Consider the following 26,064-nt stretch of genomic DNA (forward strand, 5'->3'; position numbering starts at 1 on the left):
TTGCGAAACACTTTGCAACTTTTGCGGTTAAAATAATTAAGAATGACTAATATTCAATTCATTGCCAAGACCGTTCAAACAGCAGCGATCAACATTCAAAACACCGTAAAATTATTAGAAGAAGATTGTACGATTCCGTTTATATCCCGTTATAGAAAAGATACAACCGGAAACCTTGATGAAGTGCAGATCGAAAATATTGCAAAGCTTCAAAAAGAATATGAAACGATTGTAAAACGTAAAGAAGCTGTTCTAAAATCTATCGAAGAACAAAAAGCACTTACGCCGGAATTGAAGCAGAAAATTGAGCAAAGTTTTGATTTACAAGAAATAGAAGATTTCTATCTTCCGTATAAAAAGAAGAAAAAAACAAAGGCCGATGTTGCGCGAGAGTTTGGTTTAGAACCTTTGGCAAAAATTATTATGTCGCAGAATGATGTTGATGTCGATTTTATTTCGACGCAATATCTTAATGATAATGTAATTAATGAAGAAGCGGCAATTCAGGGTGCAAGAGATATTATTGCCGAATGGATCAATGAGAATATTTATGTTCGTAAACAATTGCGAAGACTATATCAGCGCAAAGCTACAATTGGAACCAAAGTCGTAAAAAAGAAAAGCGAAGAAGATGGAGCGCAAAAATTCAATCAGTATTTTGATTGGGAAGAACCGTTGACAAAAGCACCTTCGCATCGATTATTAGCGATGCTTCGTGCAGAAAATGAAGGTTTTGTAAAGATGAAAGTTGATGTTGATATCGATGAAGCATATGATATCATTGATGAATTAATTATCAAAAAACAAAATAGTACTACAGCACATTTGCAATTAGCGATTGAAGACAGTTATAAACGGTTGTTGAATCCGGCGATTGGAAATGAAACTTTACAAGAAGCAAAAGCAAAAGCCGATGCCAATTCAATTCAGGTTTTTGCAAATAATTTAGGTCAGTTATTATTAGCACCGCCTTTGGGTGAAAAACGAATTCTGGCAATAGATCCCGGATTTAGAAGTGGCTGTAAAGTAGTTTGCCTCGACGAGAAAGGAGATTTGTTATACAATGAAACCATTTATCCGCATGCACCTCAAAATGAGGAAACAATGGCGATCAAGAAAATCCGTTCGATGGTAAATGCGTATCAAATAGATGCAATTTCTATAGGAAACGGAACTGCTTCGAGAGAAACTGAATTTTTTATAAAAAAAATTGCGTTTGACAAAGCGCCACAAGTTTTTATTGTTTCAGAGGCTGGAGCTTCAGTTTATTCGGCGTCAAAAATTGCGAGAGAAGAATTTCCTAATTATGATGTTACAGTTCGTGGATCGGTTTCTATTGGCCGACGACTTTCAGATCCTTTGGCTGAGTTAGTAAAAATTGATCCAAAAGCAATTGGAGTAGGACAATATCAACATGATGTTGACCAAACCAAACTAAAAGATGAACTTGATGCAACTGTAATTCGTTGCGTGAACTCGGTTGGAATCAATATTAATACTGCAAGTAAACATTTACTAAGTTATGTGAGTGGAATAGGAGAGAAGCTAGCCGAAAATATTGTGCAATATCGCTCAGAAAATGGACCTTTTGAAGATAGAAAACAGCTAAAAAAAGTCCCTCGATTAGGGGAGAAAGCCTATCAGCAAGGTGCGGCTTTTATTAGGATTTCGAATGCTAAAAATCCATTGGATAACTCAGCAGTGCATCCTGAAGCTTATGCAGTTGTTGAAAAGATGGCAAAAGATTTAAAACTTTCAGTAAATGATCTAATTGCTAATAAAGAGAAAACAGCCCTAATTAAAGCTGAAAACTATATAACGCCTGAAATTGGTTTACTTACGCTAAAAGATATTATAAAAGAGCTCGAAAAACCAGGTTTAGACCCAAGAAAGTCAGCGAAGGTTTTTGAATTTGATGCTAACGTAAAATCAATCAAAGACCTAAAAACGGGAATGATTTTACCTGGAATTGTTAATAACATTACCAATTTTGGCTGCTTTGTTGATATCGGAATCAAAGAAAGCGGATTGGTTCACATTTCTCAGCTAAAAGCTGGTTTTGTGAGTGATGTAAACGAAGTAGTAAAATTGCATCAACATGTTGATGTTAAGGTTACTGAGGTTGATGAAGACAGAAAAAGAATTCAGTTAACAATGGTTTTATAAAATTTTTAATATTTGAAATTCCAAACATCGAAAAATAAGAACTCCCAAATTACAAATGTAGTTTGGGAGTTCTTTTTATGTATTAATTTTTTCTATAAAATAAAACCCCAAACTACATTTGTAATTTGGGGTTTATAATAAGGATCTAAATTCTTATTTAATTTCTTCTTCTTCTTTTTTAACAGAAGGTGCAGGTGGAGTCTGATCGTCTTTAGCAGCGTTCTTAAATTCCTTAATACCACTTCCTAAACCTTTCATTAATTCCGGAATTTTTTTACCTCCAAAAAGTAATATCACAATACCTACTATTACGAGGATTTCTGTAAGACCTAATCTTCCCATGATTGTATATTTAATGCCGAAGCAAATTGATTTTCTAAATAATACCGCAAAGGTATATAGAAATATACGAAGAAGAAGTGTTTTTGGATTAAAATATTCTTATCTAATAGCGTTAAATATTTTATAAAATGATGAAATAACGGGATTCCTTTATTTATATCAGGCGTTAACAAGATGATTAATTATTATATTTGCTTGTATAAATAACCTAATGGCTAAGAAAAAATTCAATTTCAGAAAAAAATTATTCATCAAAAACCGATTGGTGATTTTGAATGAAGACACTTTTGAGGAAATTTTTTCATTCAAACTTAACCTGATGAATGTGTTCGTAACGTTCACATTAGGAGGAATATTTCTAATTTTAATTACCACTTTCATCATTGCTTTTACACCTTTGCGTGAACTTATTCCGGGATATTCTTCTTCTGAATTGAAAAAGAATGCAACCGAATTAGCCATAAAATCTGATTCATTAGAGACTGCTTTAAAGAAAAACGAAGCGTATATAAAAGGAATTCAGAAGGTTTTAAGGGGTGAATTGGAATATGCAAAATTCAATAAAGATTCTATTATAGCAGATAATGAAGAACATTCTGATGTAAATATGAAACCTTCTGAAGAAGAAATTAAATTGAGAAATGAAGTGGCAAAAATGGAGAAGGAGTCGGGCGAAAAACCTCGAAGTAAAAACAAAAGTGACAAGAAATAATACCATAAAAAATGTCAATTAAATCAGTAGCAGCAAAATTATTTGCCACCAAAATATACTATAAAACAAAGGCTTGGGCCAATAAACCGGTTGAAACACAACAAGCAGTATTTAAAAGTTTAATAAATAGTGCCCAGGAAACTGAATTTGGTACAGATCATCATTTTGATAAAATAAAGTCAGTTCATGATTTCAGGAAACGTGTTCCGGTTCGTGATTATGAAGATTTAAAACCCTACATCGACAAAGTTCGAATGGGCGAAAAGAATATTCTCTGGAAAGGGAAACCATTGTATTTTGCCAAAACTTCAGGAACAACTTCCGGAGCAAAATATATTCCGTTGACCAAAGAATCAATGCCGTATCATATCGAAGCTTCAAGAAATGCGATCCTACATTATATATACGAAACAGGAAATGCAGATTTTGTAGACGGAAAAATGATTTTCCTGCAGGGAAGTCCAATTCTTGTTGAAAAATACGGAATCAAATTTGGAAGATTATCCGGAATTGGAGCGCATTTTGTGCCCAAATATCTTCAAAAAAACAGAATGCCTTCCTGGGAGACCAATTGTATTGAAGATTGGGATACTAAAGTAAATGCTATTGTAGAGGAAACCATTGATCAGGATATGACCATAATTTCCGGGATTCCGTCTTGGGTACAGATGTATTTTGAACGATTACAGGAAAAAAGCGGTGGAAAAAAGATTGGAGAATTGTTCAAGAACTTCAATTTGTTCATTTACGGAGGAGTCAATTATGAACCTTATCGTGCGAAATTTGAAAAAATGATTGGGCGAAAAGTAGACAGCATAGAGTTGTTTCCGGCTTCTGAAGGATTTTTTGCTTATCAGGATTCTCAAAAACAAAAAGGAATGCTTTTGTTACTAAATTCCGGAATCTTCTACGAGTTTATTAAAGCTGATGAATTTTTTACAGAAAATCCAAAAAGCTATACGATTGGAGAAGTCGAAATAGGCGTTAATTATGCCTTGATCGTTTCTACAAACGCCGGACTCTGGAGATATAATATTGGCGACACGGTTCAGTTTACATCATTATTTCCGCATAGAGTTATCGTTTCAGGTCGAATCAAGCATTACATATCTGCTTTTGGAGAACATGTTATTGCAAAAGAAGTAGAAAGCGCCATGAAAGAAGCTACGGAAGGAACTAAAATTGTAATCAACGAATTTACCGTTGCGCCGCAAATAAATCCTTCAAGCGGTTTGCCGTATCATGAATGGTTGGTTGAATTTGAAAATGAACCTGAAAATTTAGAAGCATTCGCAGAAGCAATTGATGATGCAATGCGTAAACAAAACATTTATTATGATGATTTAATCACCGGAAATGTTTTGAGGAAAGTGGTTATAACCAAAGTTTCTAAAAATGGTTTTCAAGATTATATGAAATCACAAGGAAAATTAGGCGGACAAAATAAAATTCCGAGATTGTCGAATGACAGAAAGATTGCAGATAATTTGAAGTAATAAATTGTAATGGAATTAAATGAGTTTTGTAAAAAAGTAGAAGAAATCAAATTAAAAAATCCATTGTGGTTTGATTTAGAATCTGATTTAAAAGCTACCGACACAGAATTGTTTCATGCCGAGGAAAAACTTACTAATAAGCTTCCAAAAGAGTATAAAGATTTCGTGAAAATTTTTGGAGGAGGATATTTCGCATTTACAACAGTTTATTCTGTAAAGGAAAATAGTGATTGGAATATTTTAGTAAATAATATAAATATTGGACTAATTAGTTCTCACGAGTTTCTCGCAATTTCTGATAATTATACAGGTGATTATTATGGATTTAAATTGAATAACGGAGAATACGAAAGTAAAATTTCTTTTTTTGATCATGAAACACAACAAGTAAAAGAAACAAAATATAAAGATATATATGAGTTTTTAACGGATGCAGGATTAAGATCATGAAGACAATTGAAACAATTTTTTTTAAAATTGAATAATTATATTTATAATACCCAAAGACAATCAGGAACGTATTAATACAATAAATTTGATTTTGTAACAAAATTAGAATTTCTAAAAAATAGAAGTTAATTTTGAGAATTATAAATAATAACAATATACAATAATGGTGTTTTTAAGAATATGAAAACTTTAATAAATTAATATTTCAATTTCATTTAATTAAAAAATACTAATTTCATCTTCTCTTAGGAGGAGATTTTTAAAATAAACAAGCATGAAAGAAACCAAACATATATCAAGATCAAGAGCGCAGGAATCATCTGCAGCGATAGAAAGAATGTACATAACAATGCGTCATTTATTCAACCGTGGTTTTTATAAGCCAATGGGAGTTTCGGGCGATGGCTTGCGTGAATCATTGTTAGCATTACGTCCGGAAATTTACGGAAACATAGGCGAAGAAAAAGTAGAGCTTAATGGGCTTTTGTACGTTATAGAGCGTTTACCAATAGGAATTGAACAATGTCGATTTATTAATTTAACTTCTGATGAAGGATATTCTAAATCACATTTCGAGGCAATTGTTCCTCCAAAAAGACGAAGAAATTGTTATAGGATTGATGAGGAACAAATGAATGTCGAAATCACCCGCGGGCGTTCAGACATTTATGACATCCTGACTCATTTGACTTTTATTTTCATCGAATCTCATAAAATTAAAAACAGGGTTTTATTAGACGATGGTGGCGAAGTTTCCCGCGATTGGTTGAAACTGGAGCAGGCTGTAATGCAAACTAAAAAATTGCCATTAATTGAGAAAGAAAAAGCAATTTCGCATGTTGCCAATATATTAGGAAGAACTTTTGAAGAGGTTCTGGACATTTACGAAGCATTTGGATCTGAAGAAACTCCGGACCGTTTCCTGCATGTTATTTATTGGTTAGGAAAATTGGCGATCGAAGAAGTAGTTGACAATAACAAACGAACTATAACTTTTAGTCCCGTTTTAAGAGAACGTTTAGGACATCATATTCACGGAGAAATCTGGGCCACAAACATCAAGGAGGTTTTAAAAACTAATAACTTGCTAAAACGTCCAATTCATGTAATAAGTGCGAATATGCACAGTGTTATGAATTCTATTTTTGCAACACCGTTGTTGAAAACAAAATTCAAGGACAAGTCTGATTTTTATATTTATGAAGAATTAAGTAAATCCGGAGCTAAAGATATTAGAAGTCAGGTTGAAGAATTAGCCTTAAAAAACGGAATGATTTCATTGCCGGACACTTCAGGGACTAATATCGACGTTCAGATTTTTGATACTGCAAAAATTGACTGGGGAAAAACAGGATTTCCAAAAGCTGCTCTTGATGAAACTAAACCCGTTATTATTGTAATGGATTATGCTTTTGGTGAGCAGGCTTATGAAACTATCGATGAGCTTTTAAAACCTTATAAAAAAGAAACTTTATTGAATGTAGCATCAGTTTCAATAATGGGTAAAGCTGGAATTCTTGAGGGTGGAAAAGGAGACATCATGATCCCGACCGCACATATAAACGAAGGAACTGCAGATAATTATTTCTTCGAAAATGAACTAAAAGGAGCAATGTTTGAAGGAAATGATATTGCAGTTTTTGAAGGTGCAATGGTAACCGTTTTAGGAACATCATTACAAAACAGAGATTTATTGAAATTCTTTCACGAATCGACCTGGGGAGTAATTGGTCTTGAAATGGAAGGATCTTATTATCAGAAAGCCATACAATCTGCATCAAAAATTAGAAAAAGTGTACCACACGATATCAAAGTTCGTTATGCTTATTATGCTTCAGATAATCCTCTGGAAACAGGAAGTACATTAGCTTCAGGCGGATTAGGAACAACAGGTGTAAAACCAACTTATTTGATTACTATTAAAATTTTGGAACAAATTTTCAACGTAAAATAAATCGATAAATAAATATCTCAAAATAGTTACTGCCAAATATATTAATTTGGTGATAGTAAAGAGGAGACAAAGAATTTATAAAACTGCCTAATTTTTTTAGGCAGTTTTTTTTAGAATAGTTTTTATAATTTTCAAATCAGTTACATTTGCGATGTATAAATAATTAATATGAAAAGAATACTTATTACCGGAGCAGCAGGATTTTTAGGATCGCATTTATGCGACCGATTCATTAAAGAAGGCTATTATGTTATTGGAATGGATAATCTGATTACGGGAGATCTTAAAAACATTGAACATTTATTCAAATTAGAAAATTTCGAATTTTATCACCACGACATCACAAAGTTTGTTCACATTCCGGGTGATTTAGATTATATTTTACATTTTGCTTCGCCCGCAAGTCCAATAGATTATTTAAAAATACCAATTCAGACTTTGAAAGTTGGATCTCTTGGAACTCACAATCTGTTAGGATTGGCACGAGTAAAAAAAGCAAGGATTTTGATTGCTTCAACATCTGAAGTTTATGGAGACCCATTGGTTCACCCACAAACGGAGGAATATTACGGAAACGTAAACACAATTGGTCCACGTGGAGTTTATGACGAAGCCAAACGTTTCCAGGAATCAATTACAATGGCGTACCACACATTTCATGGTGTCGAAACCAGAATAGTGCGTATTTTTAATACCTACGGACCAAGAATGCGTTTGAATGACGGACGTGTAATTCCGGCTTTTATTGGTCAGGCTTTGCGCGGGGAAGATTTAACTATTTTTGGAGACGGAATGCAAACCCGTTCTTTTTGTTATGTTGATGATCAGGTCGAAGGTATTTTTAGATTATTGCACTCAGATTATGTATATCCAGTAAATATTGGTAATCCGGACGAAATTACGATTAAGGATTTTGCAGAAGAGATCATTAAACTAACAGGAACAAATCAAAAGGTAGTCTATCATCCATTACCCATAAACGATCCATTACAACGCCAGCCAGATACTACAAAAGCAAAAGAATTATTAGGTTGGGAAGCAAAAGTAGATCGTGCTGAAGGAATGAAAATTACTTATGATTATTTCAGGTCACTTTCTAAAGAAGAACTTTCAAAAGAAGAACACAAAGATTTTTCAAGTTATATAAAATAAAAAAACGGGCAAATATTCAATAAATATTTGCCCGTTTTCGTTTATAATGAGTTACTCAAAGAGCGACTTATTTCTTGTATCCAATTTTCACCCGTTCACTTTCATTTTCTTTTTTCTCAGTCAATTCATCCAAATAAGAAAAAACCAATTCAATATTTTTATCGTCATTTTCTAATTTCTTTTGAATTTGAAGAATGTTAACTTTAATTTCTGTTGTATCCAAGAGCATTTGTCTCACTTTGGTGAAAATGCGCATGATTTGTATATTGGTTTGAATTGCTTTGTCGCTTTTTAAAACGTTGGAAAGCATCAAAACTCCGTGTTCTGTGAAAGCAAAAGGTAATGTTCTGCTTCCGCCCCAACTTGAAGTCGCAATTTGCGACTTCAAATTTTTAAACTCATTTTCAGTAAGTTGAAACATGAAATCTTCCGGGAACCGAGTTAAATTTCTCTTTACTTGCTCATTTATTCTCTTAGTTTCAACGCAATAAAGCATAGCTAAATCAAAAGCAAGCATCACTTTTTGGTTGCGTATATAATATATTTTATTAGAAATAGTTTCTTCAGAAAGTAAAGAATGATCCTCCATAAGTTTTTAATTAAAAAGAAAATGTAAGATTTTATTTATATTTAAAAGCAGCATTTAAACTGTTTTAATTTACGGCTTATAAAAAATAGAAATCATTTGCGAACTAATTTTCATCAAAAAAAATAGTATCAAATTACTAACAGATAAGAATGAACAACTTTTTAAGATTTAATTATTTTTTACGTACAAAAGCAATTATTTTTGCACCACAACTAAATATAACTACACATGACAATTTTACTATTGGGATCAGGCGGAAGAGAACATGCTTTTGCGTGGAAAATGATTCAGAGTCCGCTTTGCGAAAAACTTTTTGTTGCACCAGGAAATGCGGGAACGGCTGCAATTGCTACAAATGTTGCAATGTCTCCAACTGATTTTGATGCTGTAAAAGCATTTGTAATTCAGGAAAATGTAAAAATGGTGGTCGTAGGGCCAGAAGATCCTTTGGTAAAAGGGATTTATGATTTTTTTAAAAATGACGAAAGTTTACAGCATATTCCGGTTATCGGACCATCAAAATTAGGCGCTCAACTTGAAGGAAGTAAAGAGTTTGCAAAGGAGTTTCTAATGAAACACAATATTCCAACAGCAGCTTATGACAGTTTTACCGCCGAAACAGTAGAAAAAGGATGTGAATTTCTTGAAACGTTACAACCTCCATATGTTTTAAAAGCAGACGGATTAGCGGCTGGAAAAGGAGTTTTGATTATTCAGGATCTTGAAGAGGCTAAAACGGAATTAAGAAACATGCTTGTTCATGAAAAATTTGGAGCAGCAAGTTCTAAAGTGGTAATCGAAGAATTTCTGGACGGAATCGAATTAAGCTGTTTTGTTTTGACTGACGGAAAAAGCTATAAAATTCTTCCAACGGCAAAAGATTACAAACGAATTGGCGAAGGTGATACAGGATTAAATACAGGCGGAATGGGAGCAGTTTCTCCAGTTCCTTATGTTGATGCTGTTTTGATGGAAAAAATCGAAACACGTATCGTAAAACCAACAATCGAAGGATTCCAGAAAGACGGAATCGAATATAAAGGTTTTGTGTTCATTGGTTTGATCAATGTGAAAAACGAACCAATTGTTATTGAATACAACGTAAGAATGGGTGATCCTGAAACTGAAGTTGTAGTACCAAGATTAAAATCTGATTTGGTTGAATTGTTTCAAGCTGTGGCAGATCAAAAGTTAGATACTTTCGAATTAGAAGTTGATCCAAGAAGTGCGACTACAATTATGGTGGTTTCCGGAGGATATCCTGAAGATTTTGAAAAAGGAAAAGTAATTACAGGTTTAGAAAATATTACAGATTCTATAGTTTTTCACGCAGGAACAAAATTAGATGGCAATAATGTCGTTAGTAATGGAGGACGTGTATTGACTGTAACATCTTATGGAGATGATTTTCAAGAGGCCATAAAAAAATCTTACCAAAATATAGATAAACTAAATTTTGATAAGATGTATTTTAGAAAAGATATTGGCTTCGACTTACTTTAAAAAAGAGTGAGCTGTAGTATCTTGATTTTCTGTTCCGGCGGCATCAAAAAGGCGTAATTGCTTAATCCAGTAAACAATTGCGCTTGCGCAGATGATCATAAAAATCCAGTTAATAGTATTAGCACCAAACCAAGTAACAAGTTCTAGGCGACGTAAAAAGTCAAGTGGAGCAAATAAAATGTTAACGAATAAGTATTGTATTCCTTCAAAAAAAGCTGTCATAATTTATAAAATTATATGTTATTTATTGTTTTTAACGCATTGAAGACAAAATTCAATAAAGAATCTTTTTTCAACTTGTTGGTTTTCCTTTTTAAACAAGTATTATATTTACAATCACAAAAGTATAAAATATCCTTATGATAACAAGTGTTTTTAAAAAATCTACGCCATTAAATTATTCATTGGTCGTAATTTTGATACTGGTTTTCTTTTTTATTTTTCAAATTAAAGATCCATCATGGGTGAGTTCTTATTTTTTGGCGTTCCAAAAAGTAAGTTTGTTACTCTTTATTTTGGCTTCATTTTTCCTGATTAATTTCATTGTAAAAAAAAACGGACTCAGTAAGGACAACGGTTACACGATATTTTTTTACTTATTGTTCATATTATTTTTCCCCACGATTTTTAATAATGCGAATGTAGTATATGCGAACTTTTTTGTGCTTTTGGCACTTCGAAGATTAATTTCGTTACAATCCCTAAAAGCTTCAAAAGAAAAAATATTCGATGCTTCTTTTTGGATTTTAATAGCTTCTTTATTTCAATTTTGGTGTATTCTTTTCTTAATATTGGTTTTTATATCGATTATTTTTCATGTTTCCAGAGATTATAGAAACTGGATTTTACCTTTTATAGCGCTAATGGCAGTGTCAATAATCTTTTTATTGATCTCTTTAATTTTCCATATTGATATAATTCAATTTTTCCAGAAAAATACTGTGATCGATTTTAATATTAATTATTTCAAGAATAATTATGAAAACGGAGCACTTTCAATATACGTTGCAGTGGCTTTGTTTTTTATAACTTCAATGCTTACAACGTTGTCAAATCGACCTCAAATAGTACATTCTTCATACAAAAAAATAGTAGCCTGTTTTTTTATTGCAGCTCTTGTTTTCATTGTTTCACCGGATAAAAGCAATGATTTGTTATTGTTTAGTATTGCGCCTTTGACCATTATGGCTTCAAGTCATGTAGAATATATGCAGCAAAAACTCAACAACGAAATTGTCTTTTATGTATTGATTTTGTGTAGTTTATTTACGTTTTTTTCTCAGCTATAATTTACTGCCGTAAGAAAGATCGCCAGCATCACCAAGACCTGGAACAATGTAATTTTTTTCATTTAAATTTTCGTCTAAAGAAGCGACCCATAAATGGCAGTTTTCAGGAAGGCTTTTTTCAAGAAAAGCAATTCCTTCAGGGGCAGCAATAACCACTACAATATGAATCTCTTTTGGGGTTGCATTCTGAATTAATTTTTCATGAACTGCAACGATAGACTGACCCGTTGCTAACATTGGATCAAGAAGCAAAACAGTTTTATCATTGATGTTTGAAACAGCTTGATATTCAACTCTAATCTCAAATTCAGCATCATTATTTGGATGATATCTGCAAGCCGAAACAAAACTATTTTCGGCGTGATCAAAATAGTTCAAAAAACCATTATGAAGCGGTAAACCAGCTCTTAAAATAGAACATAAAACCAGGTCACTTTCAATTTCGGTAGTTTGTTTAATACCAAGCGGAGTTTGAATTGCTACATTTTTATAAGCAAGATCCTTACTCAGTTCATAAGCCATAATTTCGCCAATTCGCTCTATATTTCTTCGAAAACGCATACTATCGTTCTGAACATTTATATTCCTTATTTGACCTAAAAAATGATTCAAGACGCTATTATTCTCAGATATATAATGGATTTTCATAGTAAAATTTTAGAATTATCAATGGTTACAGTACGATAACGAAAATTTCATCGTTTTATTCGCACGATAAAAGTATAAAAAGTATCTTTGTAACTCTAACAAATAAAGACATGTTTTCAAAATTAGCATATTCTGTTTTCGAACAAAGCATCAAAGATTATCATCAATTTGATAATGTTGATCAACCTATAAACAATCCTTATCCTAAGGATAAATTCGAGCATTTATTATATTTAAAAAACTGGATTGACACTGTTCAATGGCATTTTGAAGATATTATTCGTGATCCGCAAATTGATCCGGTAGCAGCTTTGACTTTAAAAAGAAGAATTGATGCATCTAATCAGGAACGTACTGATATGGTGGAATATATCGATAGCTATTTTTTACAAAAATACAGCGATGTAAAAGTAAAAGATGGTGCAAAAATCAATTCTGAAAGTCCTGCATGGGCTTTTGACAGATTGTCTATTTTGGCCCTAAAAATTTATCACATGAATGAAGAAGCTAATCGTGCAGAAGCTTCGCAAGAACATAGAGATAAATGCCAGGAAAAATTAAACATTCTTTTAGAACAAAGAACTGATTTATCAACAGCGATTGATGATTTATTGACTGACATCGAAAACGGAGATAAATTCATGAAAGTGTACAAACAAATGAAAATGTACAATGACGATGAATTAAATCCTGTTTTATATCAAAATAAGAAATAATTTCTGGAGGTATATTTCCAGCTTTTCATTTCATCCCGATAGCTATCGGGACACAAAAAAATAGAGTTTCTATTGTTCAAAAAAGAGCTTCCGCTGGTCGCTTTTTTTAAACAGGAAACTTTATTTTTTTGCTCCAGGATTTCCATTTCAATCTGGGCTAAAAAGCAAAATTAGAAAAGAATATAATTTTATAAAAGAATGTTTTTTAGTAAGTTAGAATAAGGAAGTTGTTCACAATTAATTTTTAAAAGTCAAAATTTGTCCAATAAAATTAAACATATAGCCGTCATGAGACTTTCCGCAATGGGAGATGTCGCCATGACGGTTCCTGTTTTACGCGCATTTGTAAAACAATATCCAGAGGTAAAAATCACCGTAATTTCACGTCCGTTTTTCAGGCCATTTTTTGACGGAATTCCCAATCTAGAGTTTTTTGCTTTTGATGAAAAAGAGCGTCATAAAGGTTTTTCAGGACTTTTGAGATTATTTAGAGATGTTAAAAAGTTTAAAATTGATGCTTTTGCCGATCTTCATAACGTTCTTAGATCTAAAATTGTGAGCTTACTTTTCGCTTTAAGCGGAAAAAAAAGAGCCACAGTCGACAAAGGAAGAGAAGGTAAAAAAGAACTAACAAGGGCGGAAAATAAGATTTTCAAGCAATTGCCAACAATGTTCGAAAGACATGCAAAAGTGTTCGAAGAACTTGGATTTCCTTTAGATTTATCGAATCCAACATTCCCTGAAAAGGCAAAATTGAGCGCAGATATCTTAGAAATTATCGGTGACAATAATCAAAAATTAATCGGAATTGCTCCTTTTGCACAATATGATTCTAAAGTTTACCCGCAGGATTTAATGCAGGAAGTAATTGCCAAATTAGCTGAGAATAAGTCGTATAAAATTTTACTTTTTGGAGGAGGAAAGAAAGAAATCGAAATTCTGGATTCACTTGCAAAACCATTTGAAAATGTAATCAATATGGCTGGAAAAATTAAATTTCAGCAAGAATTACAATTGATTAGTAATCTTGATGTTATGCTTTCTATGGATTCCGGAAACGCTCATATTGCGGCAATGTTAGGAATAAAAGTTGTTACACTTTGGGGAGCGACACATCCGTACGCAGGATTTTTGCCATTCAATCAAACTATGGAAAATGTTTTAACCTCAGACAGAAATCAATATCCAAAATTACCAACATCAGTTTACGGAAACAAAATTGTTGAAGGTTATGAAGATGCGATGAGAACGATTTCTCCAGAGAAAATAGTTTCCAGGATTCAGTCACAGTTATCATAGAAAATTCTAATTTTATTGCATTAGAAATACGTAGTAATCTTTGTCAAAGTTTTAAACCAAGAGTGTAAGGAACTTTCTTTCATGTATTGAATGTTTCTAATTTACTAGGATCCCCACCACAATGTATTACTACTTGTTGAATGATTTCATTTTGTAATTGATTACAAAATGAAATTTTGGGGATCTTATATCCTTTTAAGCCATTGAGTTTTATGTAACTCAAAAGTAAAATGGATGCAATTAGAATAATATATATCATTACTTGAATTCCATTCCATTGTCTTGAAAAATAGTGTTTAAAATTAAGTTCTTGTTTTATAAATCTAAAGAAACGCTCAATATCCCAGCGCTTTTTGTAAATTTTTGCTATTTGATCTGCCGTAAATTCTTCTTCGGGCAAGTTGCTTAAAAATAATATTTTTTCTCCATCAGATTTCAATATCCCTTCTACTAATCTAAAAACTATTTTAGTCTTTTTTTGATTGGCATAAAGATGAACTTTACTGTGTTTTATCAACTTAATAGTTTCATCTTCAAAATCCAACGGTATAACTTTACTGCCTTTTTCTATTTCATACTTAGATGATTTGTAAATTCGAGTAACAAAATATTTATCCTTATTGGAGAGCTCAACCATTGTTTTTCTTTCCTTCATTCCTCGATCAAAAACCGCAATATCTTTTTTATTACTTATGTGTTCTTGAAGAATATTACCCAAAGCCAAATCTTCACTAATCATTTTTTGATCTTTGTGAAAATTTACATTAAATGGCAATTCACTAAAACCAATTGTAAATTTTATACTGTTTTTACCTTGCTCTCCTTTTTTATTTTTCTGTCCATTTTGCATTCCAAAACTTAATAAAGAAGCAGATAAACTTGTAATTGTTGAGTCGTATAAGCTTAATTTTGCTTTATCTTTCTGTTCAAGTTTATCCTGAAAAACAGTAACAGTATACTGATATAGTTTCTCGAAATATTCCACGTTGATTTTTCCAATTCTCTCTGCAATACTGCTGTGACTAACACTTTTATCTTTAGGAATCTGAGCATATTTACAAAAAAAATGATTCTCGTAAAAATTCTCAAACACTCTGGAACTGGCTCTGTTTTCATTTAAGACACCAAAAATACAAAGTTTAAATAATTCCTTACCTTTTAATTTTTTAGCATTCCAATCAACCATTGTTTGCTGAGCAAAAAAATCAAGTTGATCTTCTGAAATATAATTTAATATTTCTTTTACTTCTGTTCTGATTTGCATTTTCTGATATTTATTGACATACAGAAAATAAAAATAATAGTTTTTTACAAAAGTTCCTTACACTCTTGGTTTTAAACTTTGACAAAGATTACTTCATTACTCATAAATCAAGAAAAAGATAACCCATTGCTTTCTTTTTGTTTGTATCAACTACGACTTTCACAAAATGATTTTCTTTTTCAGTAGCGAGTAAAATATGTTCAAAATTTTCGGTTGAATTTCTGTAAACTTTATGTACCAATTCAGATTCTTTAATTTTTCTTGATAAAATTTTGGCTGCTTTTAATTCACTTACATAAGGCCAAATATTAAAAAAAAGATCATTAGAGACTGATATTTCTGTCATTCCCTCGGCCATTGATAAATTATACTTTTCTTCTGAAAGTAGTTTAGGTACTTTTTTGTTTTTCCTTTTTTTTATTATAAAGTAGATAGAAATAAAAGCTGTTATTACAAAAAGTAATATAAAAGACAGACGAAGGTAGTGATGCATTGCCATGATATTTAAATTTTATGTTGACAATCAGAAATAGCTTTACAAATCTATTTTAAGAGATAGAAGAATGATCAGCTGTATTGAACTACTAATATAGTAAAATTTTGCCGCATTTTTTAGAAAATAACCAAAAACTTACATGCTTTTTTATTTATTGCTCAATAGTGTTTTTTTGATTATAGTTAGAAAAGGGAAAATAGAGAGTAAAATTTTGTCAGGTTTTAAGCTCTGATAAAGAAATAGTTCACCACATTTCATTGTATAGTTGGGATTTATGCCGAAGCTTGGAGATTGAAATTTATTACAACCTTATCTTCTCATCGCGACATCTGCTATAAATATAATTTTTAAGGTTCGAATTTGTAGCTTCATAACCAAATCTTTCATGCTCCATTTGTTCTTTTTCCATGGCATTACAACCTTTTATGACTTCTTTGAGCATATCCAGCATTGCGAGTTCTTTATTGTTCGTCTTCTGATATTTAAACTCGACAATTCTTGCAGTTCTTCGCAATATTCTACAAGTTTCTCAATTTCAGGTTCATCTAAAAGATATTCCTTGCCTTTAAAAATTTCTCGTACAGATCTCATAAAAATAAATTCAATTTCAAATTTGCAAAGATTGCTAATAATTATAAAACAAAAAAAATTCCAAACTCCAATTGTAAAGTTGGAATTTGGAATTTGGAATTTTTTATTGGAATTTATTACGCCATTGGAATTTTAAAATCTAAACATCATCATAATCTACATAAATAGACTCTGATGTTGGATGTGCCTGACAAGTTAAGATCAATCCTGAAGCAATTTCTTTGTCTGTCAAAATAGAGTTTTTAGTCATTTCGGCAGTTCCAGAAGTTACACGGGCAAGACAGCTGCTGCAAATTCCGCCTTGGCAAGAATATGGAGCGTCGATTCCTTGTTTTAGGGCCGCATCTAATATGGTTTGTTTTTGAGACATTTCGAACGAAACTTCGTCGTCATCTACTAAAACTGTGATTTTTGTATGTCCTTCTAATGAAGTATTGATTTGATTTTCTTGTGATGATGAGGTAAAAAGTTCAAATTTAATAGCTGATTCTTTTACATTTTTCTCTTTTAAAATAGCAGAAACAGTATCAATCATTTCTTCTGGTCCGCATAGGAAAAATTTATCAAATTGTAATTCTTTGTGTTTGTTGTTGAGAACAAAATTTACTGCTGATTTTTCGATTCTGCCAAACAAAGCATTTTCTGCCTTAGCCTGACTAAAAACATAATGCACGAAAAGGCGGCCTACATATTGCAATTGTAAATCGTGTAATTCCTGGTAAAAAATAGTTTCTTCAGGAGTTTTATTTCCGTAAACAATTATAAATGAGCTTTTTGGCTCGCTTTTCATGACTGATTTTATAATCGAAAGTACCGGAGTAATTCCGCTTCCGGCAACAAAAGCAGCATAGTTTTTTTGTCTTTCAGCATCAGGTTCAAAAGTAAATTTTCCTTCAGGATGACCAACTTCAAGAACATCACCGGCTTTAAGTCTGGTATTGGCAAACTGAGAGAACAAACCATTTTTTACAGCTTTTACAGCAATTCGCAATTCACCGCTTTCCGGTGCAGAACAAATAGAGTAAGCACGACGAATCTCCTGATTATCAAGAGTTAATTTTAGATTTATGTATTGTCCAGCTATAAATTTATAGTCTGGTTTTAGTTCTTCCGGAACATTAAAAAGTACAGAAACGGCGTCTGATGTTTCGCGTTTTACCTCTTTAATTATGAGTTTTAAAAATGAAGGCATGATTGTATATTTTATGCAAAAGTAGCAAACGGAGATTAAATGTCAGGTACGAAATAATTATTTTTAACTTTTTTTGTAACGTTTACTTACATTTGATCTCTTACTACAAAACTGAAAACCAAATAACCATGATTAAAAAGTTTATTTATCTAGAATGGAAAGCCTTTACCAGATCTGCCTCCTTTGGAGTAAATGTGGCAATGAAAATTTTAATTGGTTTTTTGATGATCTATTTTTCGATACTTTTTATAGGTATGGGAGTAGGAGCATTTTATGTATTGCGAAAAATGAACCTGGAACCATTAGTTACCATCAATCAATTTTTGATTTATTATTTTCTGTTTGACCTCGTAATTCGGTTGTTAATGCAGGCAATTCCGGTTTTGAACATAAAACCTTTATTGATTTTACCATTCAAAAAACCAACAATTGTTCATTTCTCTTTAGGCAAAACTGCATTGTCTTTTTTTAATTGGGTACACGCTCTTTTCTTCATTCCATTTTCGGTTGTGCTAGCTCTGGAAGGTTATGATATTGCAGGAGTTATTTTTTGGCTGTTAGCAGCTTTCTCATTAATATATATCAACAATTTTTTAAATATTATTTTAAGTAATATCGATAAATTGTTTGTTGTTTTTATAGGAGCAATTCTTTTACTGGCGGCGGCACAATATTATAAGGTATTTGATATTACGAGCTTTACAACTCCGGCGTTTCAGGGATTTTATGCTGTAAAAGGATTGTTTTTGATTCCCGTTTTAGTGTTAATTGCATTGTATGCATTTACTTTTAAGTACTTTAAAAATAATTTATTTTTAGATGCCGGACTTTCTAAAAAAGCGGATATTGCAGAAACTGAAAATCTTGCATGGCTGAATCAATTTGGGACTTTGGGAACTTTTCTTAAAAATGATATCAAACTAATTAAGAGAAATAAAAGATCTAAAACGACTATTGTCATGAGTGTTTTCTTTTTGTTTTACGGTTTCATCTTTTTTGGAAACACGCAACAGCCTGAAGTAATGCATATTTTTGCCGGAATATTTGTTTCAGGAGGATTTTTGTTTGTCTTTGGTCAGTTTGTACCAAGTTGGGATAGTTCGTATTATCAATTAATGATGACACAAAACATTCCGTATCGCGGTTACATCACTTCAAAATGGTGGCTGATTGTTATTGCTACTTTTATTTCGACAATAATTGCATCATTTTATCTTTTTTACGGATGGGAAATTTACCTGACAATTATTGTTGGTGCGATTTATAATATTGGAGTAAATTCACACTTAGTACTTTTAGGCGGAGCATTTACAAAAACACCAATTGATTTAAGTTCTGCCGGTGGAGCTTTTGGAGATAAAAAAGCTTTTAATGTAAGCGCGATGTTATTGACATTACCTAAAATATTATTGCCTTTGGGACTTTATGCCATTGGTCTTTATCTAGGAAATAAAACTCTTGGATTATCATTAGTTGCAGGAGCAGGGGCTTTAGGTTTTATCTTAAAAGACAAGGTTTTTTCACTGATCGAAAAAAGATATAAAATCGAGAAATACAGTACGATAAGTGCTTATAAACAAAAGAATTAGAATAATTAGAGAATGTGCTAATTTGATAATGAGATAATTTTTTTATCGGATTAAAACGAAACAAATTAACGATTAACCAAATCAACAATTAAACAAGATAGAAAATGATACAAGTAAATCAACTTTCAAAAATATATAACGGAATAAAAGTTTTAAACATTGATAATCTTGAAATTCCAAAAGGACAAAGTTTTGGATTAGTGGGAAATAACGGAGCAGGAAAAACAACTTTTTTCAGTTTATTATTAGATCTTATTCAGCCTTCGACAGGAAATATCACTAGCAATACTATTCAGGTGAATACGAGTGAAAACTGGAAATCATTTACAGGATCGTTTCTTGATGAAAGTTTTTTGATAGGATATTTAACTCCTGAGGAATATTTTTATTTTATTGGCGATTTGCGTCATCAAAACAAAGCCGATATTGATGCTTTGTTAGCCAGCCATGAAGAGTTTTTTAATGGAGAAATTCTAAATAATAAAAAATATTTAAGAGATTTATCCAAAGGAAATCAAAAGAAAGTGGGGATAATTGCCACGCTTATTGGTAATCCTGAAGTGGTTATTCTTGATGAGCCTTTTGCTAATTTAGATCCGACAACCGTAAGCAGATTAAAAAAAATAATAAAAGATCTGGCTGAAAATCCAAATGTTACCGTCTTGGTTTCCAGCCATGATTTACAGCATACAGTAGAGGTTTGCGATCGAATAGTAGCACTTAATAAAGGTGAGATTGTGAAAGATATTCAAACTTCAAAAGAAACCTTACAAGAATTAGAATCGTTTTTTGCGGTATAAGCTTCTATATTTCAAAAAGAAGCGTATTTTTACAAGTCATTATACTAAAAATTCATTTTAGAAGTTAATTGATTTAAACTCTTTCTATTGAAAAAGAATACCCTAAAATATAGTTTTTTTCTTGTCTTTTTGTTTCTTTTGATAGCTTGTTCTACCAAGAAAAATACTTTTTTAGCCAGGAATTCGCATGCCTTAAGTACAAAATATAACATTTTGTACAACGGTGGAATTGGCCTTGACAAAGGTTTAAAATCTATTCAGGCCAATAATCAGGATAATTTCTGGAGGACTCTGCCGATTGAGAAAATGCAAATCGATGAAAATTTTTCGGAAGAAGAAAAAGCAAAAAACGCAGATTTTGAAAAGGCAGAGACCAAAGCAACAAAAGCCATTCAAAAACACTCCATGAATATTGGAGGAAGAGAACGAAATTCACAAATTGATGAAGCATATTTAATGCTCGGGAAAGCCAGATATTATGATCAGCGCTTTATTCCGGCGCTTGAAGCATTCAATTATATCTTATATAAATATCCTAACAGCAGTAATATTTATACGGCAAAAATCTGGCGCGAAAAAACCAATATGCGTTTAGGAAATGATGCTATTGCCTTAAAAAACATTAAGTTATTATTAAAAAACACAGACCTTAATAAGCAAACCTTTTCAGATGCAAATGCTTTATTAGCAGAAGCATTTTTGAATATGGAAGAAAAAGACAGTGCTGTTGCCAAACTTAGAATTGCAGAAAAATTTACTAAAATAAATGAAGACAAAACGCGATATCGCTTTATTTTAGCTCAGATGTATCAGCAAGCCGGTAAAAAAGACAGTGCAAATTATTTTTACAACGGCGTAATTGACATGAATCGAAAAGCAGATCGAAAATATATGATGCATGCTTATGCTAATAAAGCAGAAATGTTTGATTATAAATATGATGATAAAAAAATGTTTCTCAAAGCCTATAATAAGCTAGTTACAGACCGTGAAAACAGACCCTATTATGATATCCTGTTTTATGAGATGGGAGTTTTTTATGATAACTATAAAGTACAGGACAGTGCTTTGATATTTTATAATAAATCATTGGATAGAAAATCTAAAGATTCTTATTTGATCGCTTCCACATATAGAAATATTGGGAATATGTATTTTAAAAACACCAATTATACATTGGCTGCCAAATATTATGACAGTACATTGGTAAAATTGGATCCTAAAACCAGAGAATTTGCTTTTATCCAAAAAAACAGAAAAAATTTAGATAACGTTATTAAATACGAAGGAATTGCAAAACGCAATGATAGTATCATTAATGTATATGGTCTTCCTGCTCCTGACAGAAAATTATATTTCGAAAATTATATTGCAGAACTTAAAAAGAAGGATGAAGCAAAACGCATTTTAGAAGAAAAGGAAAAGGAAAGATTAGCCAATATAGATCGTAATACAAACTCAGGCAATACACCAACGGCCGTAAATCCTAATGCAATAGGAAAAAGCGATCCAGGTATTGGAGCATTTAATCCTCCAGCTGGAAATGAAACAGCAAGCACTTTTTATTTTTATAATCCAACCACTGTTGCTTATGGAAAATTACAATTTAAGAAATTATGGGGTAACAGAACCGTAGACGGAAATTGGAGATTAGCCGCAATAAAATCAGCTAATAATGCCGCAATGAATGATACAATAAGCGACAATCAGGATTTAGCCAATAAATTAAAAGATTCTGTAGTTGTTGAAAAATACACCACTGATTTTTACGAAAAACAACTTCCAAAAACAAAGTCTGCTATAGATAGTATTGGTGTGGAACGTAATTTTGCATATTACCAGCTAGGACTTATTTATAAAGAGAAATTTAAGGAATATAATTTGGCCAGTGAAAAACTGGAGCAATTATTAAAAAATAATCCGGAGGAAAAATTGATTTTACCATCGATGTATAATTTGTACAAAATATATCAAATTACGAATCCGGCAAAAGCAGAATCTGTCAAATTTGATATTACGACGAAATATCCAAATTCGAGATATGCACAAATTATAAACAATGCAAATACAGATGATTTAGCATCTCCTGAAAAAGAATATCAAAAATGGTATAAATTATTTCAGGAAGAACAGTTTGATACCGTTTTGGATAATATCGATAATTTGATCAATCAATATTCCGGTGATGAAATTGTTTCTAAATACGAATTGCTGAAAGCAAATATTTTAGGAAAAGTAAATGGTTTGGCAGCCTACAAAAAAGGGTTAGAAAATGTTGCCGATAATTATCCAAATAGTGATGAAGGTAAAAATGCAAGAGAAATTTTAGAGAAGCAAATTCCTGGTTTAGAGAAACTTGATTTTTCATCAGTCGACACTAAAAATTGGAAAATTATTTATGCAATTCCAAAAGACGACACTAAAACAGCAAAACAAATTGAAGAAGCAATCAAGAAATTTTTAGCAGTTGAAAACTTCGAAAGATTGACCACTTCATTAGATAAATATAACAAAACAGAAAGTTTTGTGGTTATTCACGGAGTTAAATCTGAAGCGTATGCCAAAGATGTTTCAGGAGTTTTAAGAGACGATAAAAAATATAAAATCTCACATCCGGCAATTATTATGTCGAGTGAAAATTATAAAGTAATACAAATTAAGAAAAATCTTGAGGCTTATTTAGCCCCAAAAAACCCATAATCATGTTTGATAAAGTCAAAAAAAACGGCACTGACCTTTTAGGAAAAACCAATAGAATAGTAGAAGGAACCTCAATAATAGGAGATATTGTTTCTAAAGCTGATTTTAGATTAGATGGCGAATTAATTGGAAACTTTACCTCGCAGGGAAAATTGGTTATAGGAGCATCAGGTGTTGTAAAAGGGGAAATTATTTGCAATAATGCGGATATAGAAGGAGAGTTTCAGGGAAAAATTAAAGTACTGGAAATCCTTAATATAAAAGCATCTGCACAGATTCATGGAGAAGTTGCCGTGGGTAAACTTTCTATAGAACCGGGAGCTGATTTTACAGCTACTTGTACCATGCTAACAAATAATAAAGAAGTAACCTTAAAGGATGGAAAAGGAACCGAATAATAAATCAAATAATAAATGGCTGGCATTAATGAATATTCCAATTCAAATGGGAATTATTATATTTTTGTTTTCTTATTTAGGGGTCTGGTTAGATAAAAAATATTCAAACGGAGGTTCTTTATGGACTATAATTCTTTCGTTATTTTCTGTTTTCCTGGCACTTTACAATGTTATCAGACAAGTTAAAAATTTAAATAAATAATGAATAAAACGATCGATTTTCTTAAGTATTTTATCCCTTTTTCAGTTGCATTATTTGTTGCGCAATATTTTGCGATGCAATCATTATCAGAGAAATTAGTTTTTTTTTATTCCGCGTGGAGTATTTATTTGTTTAATATAATAGCTACATTTTTAGTCTATCTTTTTTTAATTTTTGTGCATAAAAATGCTCCTCAATACACAGGTTTTGCTTTTTTGGGAGCCAGTTTTTTTAGAATGATGGCAGCTATTGTATTTTTGATTCCATTAATAAAAGCACATGTTAAAGACCCAATATTTGACCTGAGTACTTTTTTTATACCTTATTTTTTATTTTTACTATTCGAAACCTATTTTACTATTCGGTTAATAAATAAAGGTTAATTGCTTTATTAACAGGAAGATTGGTCTTTAAAAATCTAAATATTAAAAATTACACCCATAAATTTTCAATTTTCAATTTTAAATGTACCTTTGCAAAAAATTTTTGGAACCTAAAATTAGATACAGATTTTATAATGATAATTTCAAATAAACCAGTCCAGTACTTATTAGTTACCTTATTAGCACTTAGTTCGTCGATTAATTTCGCTTCAACCCCTGTTGATAGTGTTTCTGTAAAACATGAAACTGTTGAGTCAACAGAAGCAAGTCATACAGAAGCAGCAGGTCACGGAGAATCTGTTGGTCACGAAATAGAAAAAGAATTTAATGCTAGTGAATTAATCAATTCACATATTGGGGATTCTCACGATTTTCATATTGCTGACTGGAATGGTCACCCTATTTCTTTTAGCCTTCCGGTTATTTTATGGACTAATAATGGATTGGAGATTTTTTCATCTGCAAAATTTCACCACGATAATTCAGGAGAACATGTTGTTGATATTAATGGTCAGAAATTAGTTCGCTATAAAGAAATAATTTTTTATGCTGACAAATTTGAGACAATGACAGCGGATCAGAAAAACACAGGTGCTTTTGCTTTTGATGCAAGACCTTTAGATTTTTCTATCACTAAAAATGTTTTCTCTATGTTGATGTCAGCAATTATTTTGTTTTTCTTATTTTTTGCAGTAGCAAGATCATATAAGAAAAATCCAAAAGCACCAACAGGATTAGCTGGATTTTTAGAGCCACTAGTTACTTATGTTAGAGACGAAATTGCTGTTCCAAATATTGGTGAAAAAAAGGCAGGTAAATATATGCCATACCTTTTGACTATCTTTTTCTTTATCTGGATCAATAACCTTATTGGATTAATTCCATTCTTCCCATTCAGTTCAAACTTAACAGGTAATATCTATTTTACATTTGTAATGGCTTTTATTACTTTTATCGTTACAACTTTAAGCGGAAACAAATCATACTGGGGACATATTTTCAACACACCTGGAGTTCCGGTTTGGTTGGCTCCAATTATGATTCCTGTAGAAATTATCGGAATGTTGACTAAACCATTTGCATTAATGATTCGTTTGTTCGCAAACATTACTGCTGGTCACATTATCATTTTGAGTTTAGTTTCTTTAATCTTCATTTTCAAAAGCATTGCAGTAGGGCCAGTTGCCGGAGCATTTGTTTTGTTCATGAGTGTATTAGAATTATTAGTTGCTGCTTTGCAAGCGTATGTATTTACTTTGCTTTCAGCATTATTTATTGGTCAGGCTGTTGAAGAGCATGATCATCATTAATCAGAGTTTTATTAATTATTAACTATATAAATTTATTATTATGGTATTAGCTGGAATCGGAGCTGGATTAGCTGTAATTGGTGCAGGTCTTGGTATTGGAAAAATTGGTGGTTCTGCAATGGACGCTATTGCTCGTCAACCAGAAGCTGCTGGAAAAATCCAGACTGCTATGATTATTGCTGCTGCACTTATTGAAGGTGTTGCACTTTTCGCAGTAGTTGTTGCGTTAATCACAAACGCATAATTAAAAAAAATTAAACTTCCTGTAGCGGTTGGCTTCAGGAAGTTTTTTCAAAAACGACAAACAATTTTTAAATATATAATGTTATGCAATTAACTTCACCAGAAAGTTTAATTTTTTGGACAACAATTATCTTTATTGTTTTCTTCTTTCTTTTAGCAAAATTTGCTTGGAAACCTATTTTAGGTGCTGTAAAAAGTCGTGAGGAATCTATCAATGAAGCTTTAGCATCAGCTGAAGCAGCTCGTTTAGAAATGCAGAATTTAACTGCTGATAATGAGCGTATCTTGAAAGAAGCTCGTGCAGAGCGTGATGCAATGTTAAAAGAAGCTCGTGAAATGAAAGAGCAAATGATAGCTGAATCTAAAAATGAAGCACAAGAGCAAGGTCAAAAATTAATAGCGCAAGCTAAATTGGCGATAGAAAATGAAAAAAATGCTGCTATGGCAGAATTGAAATTACAAGTTTCAACTTTATCATTAAGCATTGCTGAAAAATTATTGAAAGAGGAATTATCTAACAAAGAATCTCAAACTAAATTAGTAGAGAAGTTGTTAGGTGACGTAAAGTTAAACTAATATT

General features: G+C 31.8%; 26 protein-coding genes. 18 read left to right on the forward strand and 8 right to left on the reverse strand.

All coding sequences use genetic code 11. From position 1 onward, the window contains the following. The first annotated feature begins 42 nt into the window (after nt 1-42). Nucleotides 43-2,166, forward strand: a complete 2,124-nt coding sequence (locus tag QLQ94_RS05150) for a Tex family protein (RefSeq protein ID WP_271338587.1) — start codon at nt 43-45, stop codon at nt 2,164-2,166. 153 nt (nt 2,167-2,319) lie between these two features. On the opposite strand, the gene QLQ94_RS05155 is transcribed toward QLQ94_RS05150, so the two are convergent. Beyond that, nucleotides 2,320-2,508, reverse strand: coding sequence for a Sec-independent protein translocase subunit TatA/TatB (locus tag QLQ94_RS05155; protein ID WP_055096778.1), 189 nt, complete (start codon nt 2,506-2,508; stop codon nt 2,320-2,322). Nucleotides 2,509-2,719: 211 nt separating this feature from the next. Between QLQ94_RS05155 and QLQ94_RS05160 the strand changes: the two genes are divergently transcribed. The 5 genes from QLQ94_RS05160 (at nt 2,720) to QLQ94_RS05180 (ending at nt 8,272) form a co-directional block, all read left to right on the forward strand. After that, nucleotides 2,720-3,220 carry a peptidase gene (locus QLQ94_RS05160; RefSeq protein ID WP_271338588.1) on the forward strand — a complete coding sequence of 167 codons (501 nt, stop codon included), beginning with the start codon at nt 2,720-2,722 and terminating at the stop codon, nt 3,218-3,220. 11 nt (nt 3,221-3,231) lie between these two features. Then, nucleotides 3,232-4,716 (forward strand): GH3 auxin-responsive promoter family protein, encoded by a 1,485-nt coding sequence (locus QLQ94_RS05165; protein ID WP_482499288.1) that lies wholly within the window; start codon nt 3,232-3,234, stop codon nt 4,714-4,716. Nucleotides 4,717-4,725: 9 nt separating this feature from the next. Then, a complete protein-coding gene (locus tag QLQ94_RS05170; RefSeq protein WP_482499289.1) occupies nt 4,726-5,166 on the forward strand; it encodes an SMI1/KNR4 family protein in 441 nt (146 codons plus the stop codon). A gap of 274 nt (nt 5,167-5,440) precedes the next feature. Then, nucleotides 5,441-7,120, forward strand: coding sequence for a DUF6909 family protein (locus QLQ94_RS05175; protein ID WP_271338591.1), 1,680 nt, complete (start codon nt 5,441-5,443; stop codon nt 7,118-7,120). A 168-nt stretch (nt 7,121-7,288) separates the two neighbouring features. Next, on the forward strand, nt 7,289-8,272 hold the full coding sequence (locus QLQ94_RS05180) for a UDP-glucuronic acid decarboxylase family protein (RefSeq protein WP_072957648.1): 984 nt from the start codon (nt 7,289-7,291) through the stop codon (nt 8,270-8,272). Nucleotides 8,273-8,339: 67 nt separating this feature from the next. Here QLQ94_RS05180 and QLQ94_RS05185 read toward each other — a convergent pair whose 3' ends face one another. Then, nucleotides 8,340-8,861, reverse strand: a complete 522-nt coding sequence (locus QLQ94_RS05185) for an ORF6N domain-containing protein (protein WP_427401126.1) — start codon at nt 8,859-8,861, stop codon at nt 8,340-8,342. A 228-nt stretch (nt 8,862-9,089) separates the two neighbouring features. On the opposite strand from QLQ94_RS05185, the gene purD reads away from it, so the two are divergent. Beyond that, on the forward strand, nt 9,090-10,364 hold the full coding sequence (gene purD, locus QLQ94_RS05190; RefSeq protein WP_271335051.1) for a phosphoribosylamine--glycine ligase: 1,275 nt from the start codon (nt 9,090-9,092) through the stop codon (nt 10,362-10,364). Here purD and QLQ94_RS05195 read toward each other — a convergent pair. Then, nucleotides 10,356-10,586, reverse strand: a complete 231-nt coding sequence (locus QLQ94_RS05195) for a DUF6341 family protein (protein ID WP_271335052.1) — start codon at nt 10,584-10,586, stop codon at nt 10,356-10,358. The genes purD and QLQ94_RS05195 overlap by 9 nt on opposite strands. Nucleotides 10,587-10,723: 137 nt before the next feature. Here QLQ94_RS05195 and QLQ94_RS05200 point away from each other — a divergent pair, with 137 nt between their 5' ends. Then, the gene (locus QLQ94_RS05200) at nt 10,724-11,653 is read left to right on the forward strand and encodes a DUF6427 family protein (protein ID WP_271335053.1); all 930 of its coding nucleotides are present in this window, start codon (nt 10,724-10,726) and stop codon (nt 11,651-11,653) included. Here the strand turns inward: QLQ94_RS05200 and upp are convergent. Beyond that, the gene (gene upp, locus QLQ94_RS05205; protein ID WP_271335054.1) at nt 11,648-12,301 is read right to left on the reverse strand and encodes a uracil phosphoribosyltransferase; all 654 of its coding nucleotides are present in this window, start codon (nt 12,299-12,301) and stop codon (nt 11,648-11,650) included. The genes QLQ94_RS05200 and upp overlap by 6 nt on opposite strands. A 110-nt stretch (nt 12,302-12,411) precedes the next feature. On the opposite strand from upp, the gene QLQ94_RS05210 reads away from it, so the two are divergent. Continuing rightward, nucleotides 12,412-13,017: a DUF4254 domain-containing protein gene (locus QLQ94_RS05210; RefSeq protein ID WP_271335055.1), complete on the forward strand. Its 606-nt coding sequence runs from the start codon at nt 12,412-12,414 to the stop codon at nt 13,015-13,017. Nucleotides 13,018-13,305: 288 nt separating this feature from the next. After that, nucleotides 13,306-14,316: a glycosyltransferase family 9 protein gene (locus QLQ94_RS05215; protein ID WP_271335056.1), complete on the forward strand. Its 1,011-nt coding sequence runs from the start codon at nt 13,306-13,308 to the stop codon at nt 14,314-14,316. 79 nt (nt 14,317-14,395) lie between these two features. Here QLQ94_RS05215 and QLQ94_RS05220 read toward each other — a convergent pair whose 3' ends face one another. The 4 genes from QLQ94_RS05220 to QLQ94_RS05235 form a co-directional block, all read right to left on the reverse strand. Next, a complete protein-coding gene (locus QLQ94_RS05220) occupies nt 14,396-15,580 on the reverse strand; it encodes an IS4 family transposase (protein WP_482499290.1) in 1,185 nt (394 codons plus the stop codon). A 100-nt stretch (nt 15,581-15,680) separates the two neighbouring features. Then, nucleotides 15,681-16,079: a hypothetical protein gene (locus QLQ94_RS05225; RefSeq protein ID WP_271335057.1), complete on the reverse strand. Its 399-nt coding sequence runs from the start codon at nt 16,077-16,079 to the stop codon at nt 15,681-15,683. A 298-nt stretch (nt 16,080-16,377) separates the two neighbouring features. After that, nucleotides 16,378-16,590 (reverse strand): hypothetical protein, encoded by a 213-nt coding sequence (locus tag QLQ94_RS05230; RefSeq protein WP_271335058.1) that lies wholly within the window; start codon nt 16,588-16,590, stop codon nt 16,378-16,380. A 216-nt stretch (nt 16,591-16,806) separates the two neighbouring features. After that, on the reverse strand, nt 16,807-17,859 hold the full coding sequence (locus tag QLQ94_RS05235) for a 2Fe-2S iron-sulfur cluster-binding protein (protein WP_427401124.1): 1,053 nt from the start codon (nt 17,857-17,859) through the stop codon (nt 16,807-16,809). Nucleotides 17,860-17,987: 128 nt separating this feature from the next. Here QLQ94_RS05235 and QLQ94_RS05240 point away from each other — a divergent pair, with 128 nt between their 5' ends. From QLQ94_RS05240 to QLQ94_RS05275, 8 genes are all read left to right on the forward strand, one after another. After that, nucleotides 17,988-19,448 carry a DUF5687 family protein gene (locus QLQ94_RS05240; protein ID WP_271335060.1) on the forward strand — a complete coding sequence of 487 codons (1,461 nt, stop codon included), beginning with the start codon at nt 17,988-17,990 and terminating at the stop codon, nt 19,446-19,448. Between the two features lie 104 nt (nt 19,449-19,552). After that, nucleotides 19,553-20,248 (forward strand): ABC transporter ATP-binding protein, encoded by a 696-nt coding sequence (locus QLQ94_RS05245; RefSeq protein ID WP_271335061.1) that lies wholly within the window; start codon nt 19,553-19,555, stop codon nt 20,246-20,248. Nucleotides 20,249-20,335: 87 nt separating this feature from the next. Next, nucleotides 20,336-22,948: a type IX secretion system periplasmic lipoprotein PorW/SprE gene (porW, locus tag QLQ94_RS05250; RefSeq protein ID WP_271335062.1), complete on the forward strand. Its 2,613-nt coding sequence runs from the start codon at nt 20,336-20,338 to the stop codon at nt 22,946-22,948. Nucleotides 22,949-22,950: 2 nt separating this feature from the next. Next, nucleotides 22,951-23,346 (forward strand): bactofilin family protein, encoded by a 396-nt coding sequence (locus QLQ94_RS05255; RefSeq protein ID WP_271335063.1) that lies wholly within the window; start codon nt 22,951-22,953, stop codon nt 23,344-23,346. Continuing rightward, nucleotides 23,327-23,548, forward strand: coding sequence for an AtpZ/AtpI family protein (locus QLQ94_RS05260; protein ID WP_271335064.1), 222 nt, complete (start codon nt 23,327-23,329; stop codon nt 23,546-23,548). The genes QLQ94_RS05255 and QLQ94_RS05260 overlap by 20 nt, the downstream gene beginning before the upstream one ends. 517 nt (nt 23,549-24,065) lie before the next feature. Next, a complete protein-coding gene (atpB, locus tag QLQ94_RS05265) occupies nt 24,066-25,241 on the forward strand; it encodes a F0F1 ATP synthase subunit A (RefSeq protein WP_271335065.1) in 1,176 nt (391 codons plus the stop codon). A 40-nt stretch (nt 25,242-25,281) separates the two neighbouring features. Continuing rightward, the gene (atpE, locus tag QLQ94_RS05270; RefSeq protein WP_039113322.1) at nt 25,282-25,485 is read left to right on the forward strand and encodes an ATP synthase F0 subunit C; all 204 of its coding nucleotides are present in this window, start codon (nt 25,282-25,284) and stop codon (nt 25,483-25,485) included. 83 nt (nt 25,486-25,568) lie between these two features. Continuing rightward, the gene (locus QLQ94_RS05275) at nt 25,569-26,060 is read left to right on the forward strand and encodes a F0F1 ATP synthase subunit B (RefSeq protein ID WP_482499291.1); all 492 of its coding nucleotides are present in this window, start codon (nt 25,569-25,571) and stop codon (nt 26,058-26,060) included. Nucleotides 26,061-26,064 lie beyond the last annotated feature (4 nt).

The organism is Flavobacterium sp. B114r (assembly GCF_056824125.1).

Excerpts from the sequence above, each read along its gene's own strand:
- upp (WP_271335054.1), bottom strand. The coding sequence starts at position 12,301 with ATGAAAATCCATTATATATCTGAGAATAATAGCGTCTTGAATCATTTT.
- QLQ94_RS05255 (WP_271335063.1), top strand. The coding sequence starts at position 22,951 with ATGTTTGATAAAGTCAAAAAAAACGGCACTGACCTTTTAGGAAAAACC.
- QLQ94_RS05195 (WP_271335052.1), bottom strand. The coding sequence starts at position 10,586 with ATGACAGCTTTTTTTGAAGGAATACAATACTTATTCGTTAACATTTTA.
- atpB (WP_271335065.1), top strand. The coding sequence starts at position 24,066 with ATGATAATTTCAAATAAACCAGTCCAGTACTTATTAGTTACCTTATTA.
- QLQ94_RS05240 (WP_271335060.1), top strand. The coding sequence starts at position 17,988 with ATGATTAAAAAGTTTATTTATCTAGAATGGAAAGCCTTTACCAGATCT.
- QLQ94_RS05235 (WP_427401124.1), bottom strand. The coding sequence starts at position 17,859 with ATGCCTTCATTTTTAAAACTCATAATTAAAGAGGTAAAACGCGAAACA.
- QLQ94_RS05160 (WP_271338588.1), top strand. The coding sequence starts at position 2,720 with ATGGCTAAGAAAAAATTCAATTTCAGAAAAAAATTATTCATCAAAAAC.
- QLQ94_RS05210 (WP_271335055.1), top strand. The coding sequence starts at position 12,412 with ATGTTTTCAAAATTAGCATATTCTGTTTTCGAACAAAGCATCAAAGAT.
- QLQ94_RS05180 (WP_072957648.1), top strand. The coding sequence starts at position 7,289 with ATGAAAAGAATACTTATTACCGGAGCAGCAGGATTTTTAGGATCGCAT.
- QLQ94_RS05155 (WP_055096778.1), bottom strand. The coding sequence starts at position 2,508 with ATGGGAAGATTAGGTCTTACAGAAATCCTCGTAATAGTAGGTATTGTG.
- QLQ94_RS05275 (WP_482499291.1), top strand. The coding sequence starts at position 25,569 with ATGCAATTAACTTCACCAGAAAGTTTAATTTTTTGGACAACAATTATC.
- QLQ94_RS05215 (WP_271335056.1), top strand. The coding sequence starts at position 13,306 with ATGAGACTTTCCGCAATGGGAGATGTCGCCATGACGGTTCCTGTTTTA.
- QLQ94_RS05170 (WP_482499289.1), top strand. The coding sequence starts at position 4,726 with ATGGAATTAAATGAGTTTTGTAAAAAAGTAGAAGAAATCAAATTAAAA.
- atpE (WP_039113322.1), top strand. The coding sequence starts at position 25,282 with ATGGTATTAGCTGGAATCGGAGCTGGATTAGCTGTAATTGGTGCAGGT.
- QLQ94_RS05185 (WP_427401126.1), bottom strand. The coding sequence starts at position 8,861 with ATGGAGGATCATTCTTTACTTTCTGAAGAAACTATTTCTAATAAAATA.
- QLQ94_RS05200 (WP_271335053.1), top strand. The coding sequence starts at position 10,724 with ATGATAACAAGTGTTTTTAAAAAATCTACGCCATTAAATTATTCATTG.
- QLQ94_RS05220 (WP_482499290.1), bottom strand. The coding sequence starts at position 15,580 with ATGCAAATCAGAACAGAAGTAAAAGAAATATTAAATTATATTTCAGAA.
- QLQ94_RS05165 (WP_482499288.1), top strand. The coding sequence starts at position 3,232 with ATGTCAATTAAATCAGTAGCAGCAAAATTATTTGCCACCAAAATATAC.
- QLQ94_RS05175 (WP_271338591.1), top strand. The coding sequence starts at position 5,441 with ATGAAAGAAACCAAACATATATCAAGATCAAGAGCGCAGGAATCATCT.
- QLQ94_RS05225 (WP_271335057.1), bottom strand. The coding sequence starts at position 16,079 with ATGGCAATGCATCACTACCTTCGTCTGTCTTTTATATTACTTTTTGTA.
- QLQ94_RS05245 (WP_271335061.1), top strand. The coding sequence starts at position 19,553 with ATGATACAAGTAAATCAACTTTCAAAAATATATAACGGAATAAAAGTT.
- QLQ94_RS05260 (WP_271335064.1), top strand. The coding sequence starts at position 23,327 with ATGGAAAAGGAACCGAATAATAAATCAAATAATAAATGGCTGGCATTA.
- purD (WP_271335051.1), top strand. The coding sequence starts at position 9,090 with ATGACAATTTTACTATTGGGATCAGGCGGAAGAGAACATGCTTTTGCG.
- QLQ94_RS05150 (WP_271338587.1), top strand. The coding sequence starts at position 43 with ATGACTAATATTCAATTCATTGCCAAGACCGTTCAAACAGCAGCGATC.